Consider the following 3938-nt stretch of genomic DNA (forward strand, 5'->3'; position numbering starts at 1 on the left):
CATTATGCGTGTCCTCGAGCGTATTCGATCAGAGCATCAGCGATGATGATGCCACCGCCCCGCGCAACAAGCACCGGATTGAGATCGATCGATTCGATGTCGGTGCCCGCATTGAGCATCATCGTCGAGAACCGCATCATCATGTTGACGATTTCCTCCACATCGATGCCCGGTTCGCCACGCTGAGGCTTGAAGAGGCGAGCGATACGCAGAGAGGCAATCGCATGTCGCGCGGCCTCGCGCGTAAATGGTGCGATGAGAACAGCGACGTCATCTAGCGCCTCGACATATTTCCCGCCGGCGCCGACTGTGATCACCGCGCCAAACTTCTGATCGCGGCGGGCGCCGACAAGAAGCTCAATGTCGGGCTTTGCCATTTCCGCCAGAACGACACCGTCCTGCCGGACATTGAGTCGTTCCATGGTCTCGATAATGTCGCGTGCCGCGGTCTCTGTGGCTTCAATATCGCACAGGTTCAGCTTAACGAGGTCGTATTCCGACTTATGGGGCACGTCGGGTGAACAGCCCTTTGCCACGAGAGGATATTTCAGCGAAGTGACGGCGTTCGCGACGTCGCCCGAGGTCGTACACAAGATCATTCGTGGCGTCGGCAGTCCAAAATTCCGAAGAACCTGGAGCGACTCCCATTCGCTTGCATAGTGGTCACCAGGCGTCCGCCTCAAATCTGCGAAAGGCGACGTCCCCTCGAAAGCGTCGACCGCGGCGGCTCCGACGCCCGATAGAGAGGACCAACGAGCGAGCTGTCCGAGTGCGGCGATTGCATGGCTGTCGTGATCAAAGGTGGCAATTCCGCCGTCCCGGAAGGCCGCTGCCGTCGAGGGATTGGGCGTCGCCACGGCGACCGAAGCGCCCGTTCTTTCGGCGAAGGCCGACGTCGCCGTGACGAATCCGTCAACGTCGTATCCCACTCCCGCATTGGGAAGCGAAACGAAGAGGTGATCCGCCACATCCCCACCAGAAAGAGCGTCCAGCGCATTTCCAAACAATCCACTTTGTGAAAGTAGCGCCCCGGTCAGATCGATCGGATTGCTTGGGCTCGCGAAGGAGGGAAGCACTTGAGCCAGATCGTCGCGAATTTGGCCATCGAGCACAGGCAGATCCAACCCCTGCGCCTCCGCGAGATCTGCCGCCATAACGCAGCTCGCGCCGGAGTTACTCACCACTACGAGACGGTTGCCGCGAGATCGGTGACCGGAAAGAAACAACCCGGCTGCGTTGACAAGACCGTGCATATCGTCGCTGCGCATGATGCCGTGCTGGCGCAAGAAGGCATCGACGACACGATCTTCGCTGAGCAACGCGCCTGTATGTGAACTCGCTGTTTGTGCGCCACGCACGGAGCGGCCGGATTTCAGTGCGATGATTGGTACGTTCTGAGCGTGGGCACGGGCGGCGACTGCGGCCAAGGCTGCCGGGTTCTCGATATTCTCCATATAGAGGAGCAGAAGTTTGATCTCAGGATCGTTGAGGGCGCTGGCGGCCATGTCGGCCACCGTAACGTCGGCTTCGTTCCCCGTCGCGTGGGCGTAGCGGACGCCGATACCTGCCCGGCGCAGATGAGCGTAGGGAACGACGCTCATCGCTCCGCTCTGGCTGACGATTGCAACCGGCCCATCTCGCGGTTCAATCTCGCTGAACAGCGTCGCGAAGCTCGCGATAGTGCCGTTGGCAAAATTGGCAACGCCCTGTGTATTCGGACCGATGAGGCGCATCCCCGTATTCCGCGCGGTGGCGACGATTGCCTCCTGCACCGCTTTCCCAGCCTCGCCAGTTTCGCCGAAGCCGGAGGTGAGCAGCACCGCCACCTCGACGCCGCGCGCCGCGCAATCTTGTATTGCCGAAAGCGCTCCCGCCGCCGGGACGGCGATGATGGCGAGTTCTGGACGTTCTGGTGTTTCGTCGAGGCGACTGAAAGTCTTGATGCCCTGAACTTCGGATCGGGTCGGGTTAATTGGAAAAATGCGACCTCCGAATCCGAAGCGCCGCATATAGCGTAAGGGTCGGCCGCCAACCTTGTCAGGGTTGTCGGATGCGCCGATGACGGCAACGCATCTAGGTTCGAGAACGGCCTTCCACCAGGACAATGGCTCGGACACGCTCATGACGACGACCCTTCTTGGAGAACAGCGACCGCCCTGATTTCGATAAGCGCATGTTGCCTTACGAGACCGGAAACCTTCACGCCAGCGGCCGCCGGATACGGCGGACCACCGAAGAGCTCGCGACGTACCGCCGCCGTCTTATCGTAATCATCGAAGGTGGTGACGTACTCCGTGGTCTCGACGATATTTTGCAGGCCGCCGCCTAGTTCCTGGAGAATCCGCTCCATCTTTCGAAAGATATAGCGAGTCTGTTCCGCGATATCGCCAATGCCGATAACCTGTCGGTTCTCATCGGTCGCTGTCATGCCCGAGAGCCATACGAGGTTGCCGACCCGCACCGCCGGCGAGAACGTGAGTCGCTCGTTTACGACGCCTACTGCCTCGAAGACCTTTTGCGATGTCATGGCTGTATCGCTGCTCCCGATCGTGAACGGATAAAGTAGTCTTGATAGCCTTCGGCCACAGGCTCTCCAATTTTGTTCAGCAGTCGGACTAGGAAACGAACGCGCCCGTGAGGTTTGGTACGCGAGGGATGCAGGTCGGAAATGCGGTGTTCCGGCGTAAGCCAGTCGTCGACAAAAGCCGGCTTGAGAAAACGCATATCCTGAGCGACGAACGCCACCATCGACCCGTGAAGACGTGCGGATAATGGACTTGCTCCGAGCGCTGCGAGGCTAGTCAGCAAAAGTCCGTGCGCGACGCAGCCGCCAAAAATCGACTGCGCTGCATAATCCTCATCGTAGTGGATCGGATGCGTGTCACCGCTCAAYTGCGCGAAGGCCAAAAACGCTTCCCGCGTCAGCTGTCGGGGCTGCCCCAGAACACACATGCCGATATCGAGATCTTCGAAGTACAGCTGACTGTATGTGGCGTCCGAGGCAGGGTATTTCATTGCATCAAGACTCGATCGTCGCTGAGCCGACGACAACGGCTGCGCCAGCGATAGTCTCGGTAACCGTTCCATCTTCGTCGAGCGTAATCGTCAGCAGGTCACCCGGGCACACTGGGGCGATCCATTTGGTATGAAGCCGACCCTTCGTGAACCAGGAATCGCCGTACGCTTTCAATGCCATATCGCAAACGAAGCCGGACAAATGAGGACCATGAACGAGAGTGCCGCGAAAACCGCGCTGCACCGCGTAGTCGTGGTCGTAATGGACGATGTCGTAATCGCCGTTGATATCGCCGTAACGGTCGATTTTCGCCTGTGTAATCTCGATATCGCGCTTCATGGGCTCACCGTGGGACATGAAAAGTATTGACGATGGATGCGAGCAGTGCGCCGTCCGCACGGTGGAAATCACCCTTCCAGCGAATGTAGTGGCGCCCGCGTTTCTCGAATTTTTCCACGACTTCGCCGCTCGCGACGATTTCGGTGGATTCGTCGGCAAAAATCGGATGGTGCCAGCGGAAGTCCGCTTCGATCATCACGATACCCTGGATCGGAGGGTAGGTCCGATAAACGACGCCAGTCATGTAGACGAACAGCACGTTGGGTGGCGAGACTTTGCGTCCGCCCACATAGTAGAGCGACTGATCGGCTTCGACCGAACGAGCATACTCGTCGATGATGTCCGGCGTGATCATGAAACGAACAGGATCGAACCGGCGCYCGACCTCGAAAGCGGCATAGGCTGTCCCGGGTGTGGCGCCTTCTCTGATTTTCACGTCGCTGGGACGAGTCATCATCGTCATCACTGAGCTCCYGTAGCGAATTTCGTATTAAGAAATAAATTGCGCTATTCGAAATAGTGAATTACAAACGGCGGGCCCTGTCAACGGTCCGGGGCGGAGTTTCTTGCCACCAAAGGGGAG

5 protein-coding genes are annotated in these 3938 nt (G+C 58.6%); all 5 read right to left on the reverse strand.

Annotated elements, in window-relative coordinates:
- Window positions 1–2: 2 nt before the first annotated feature.
- Genes AC1DT3_RS13750 through AC1DT3_RS13770 form a run of 5 tightly spaced genes read right to left on the reverse strand, consistent with a single transcriptional unit; the run spans window position 3 to window position 3818 of the window.
- Entirely contained in the window at window positions 3–2123 is a 2121-nt protein-coding gene (locus AC1DT3_RS13750) for an acetate--CoA ligase family protein (protein WP_477465813.1), read from the reverse strand.
- Window positions 2120–2527, reverse strand: a complete 408-nt coding sequence (locus AC1DT3_RS13755; RefSeq protein ID WP_477465814.1) for a RidA family protein — start codon at window positions 2525–2527, stop codon at window positions 2120–2122. The genes AC1DT3_RS13750 and AC1DT3_RS13755 overlap by 4 nt, the downstream gene beginning before the upstream one ends.
- Complete coding sequence (locus AC1DT3_RS13760; protein WP_477465815.1) at window positions 2524–3015, reverse strand: MaoC family dehydratase; 492 nt, start codon at window positions 3013–3015, stop codon at window positions 2524–2526. The genes AC1DT3_RS13755 and AC1DT3_RS13760 overlap by 4 nt, the downstream gene beginning before the upstream one ends.
- A gap of 4 nt (window positions 3016–3019) precedes the next feature.
- Entirely contained in the window at window positions 3020–3355 is a 336-nt protein-coding gene (locus AC1DT3_RS13765) for a MaoC family dehydratase (RefSeq protein WP_477465816.1), read from the reverse strand.
- 4 nt (window positions 3356–3359) lie between these two features.
- Window positions 3360–3818 carry a hypothetical protein gene (locus tag AC1DT3_RS13770; protein WP_477465817.1) on the reverse strand — a complete coding sequence of 153 codons (459 nt, stop codon included), beginning with the start codon at window positions 3816–3818 and terminating at the stop codon, window positions 3360–3362.
- Window positions 3819–3938: the final 120 nt, after the last annotated feature.

The sequence above is a fragment of the Microvirga sp. P4_G7 genome (assembly GCF_056401005.1).

Bases quoted from the DNA above. Each gene is read 5' to 3' on its own strand.
- AC1DT3_RS13765 (WP_477465816.1), bottom strand. From the start codon at position 3,355: ATGAAGCGCGATATCGAGATTACACAGGCGAAAATCGACCGTTACGGC.
- AC1DT3_RS13755 (WP_477465814.1), bottom strand. From the start codon at position 2,527: ATGACATCGCAAAAGGTCTTCGAGGCAGTAGGCGTCGTAAACGAGCGA.
- AC1DT3_RS13750 (WP_477465813.1), bottom strand. From the start codon at position 2,123: ATGAGCGTGTCCGAGCCATTGTCCTGGTGGAAGGCCGTTCTCGAACCT.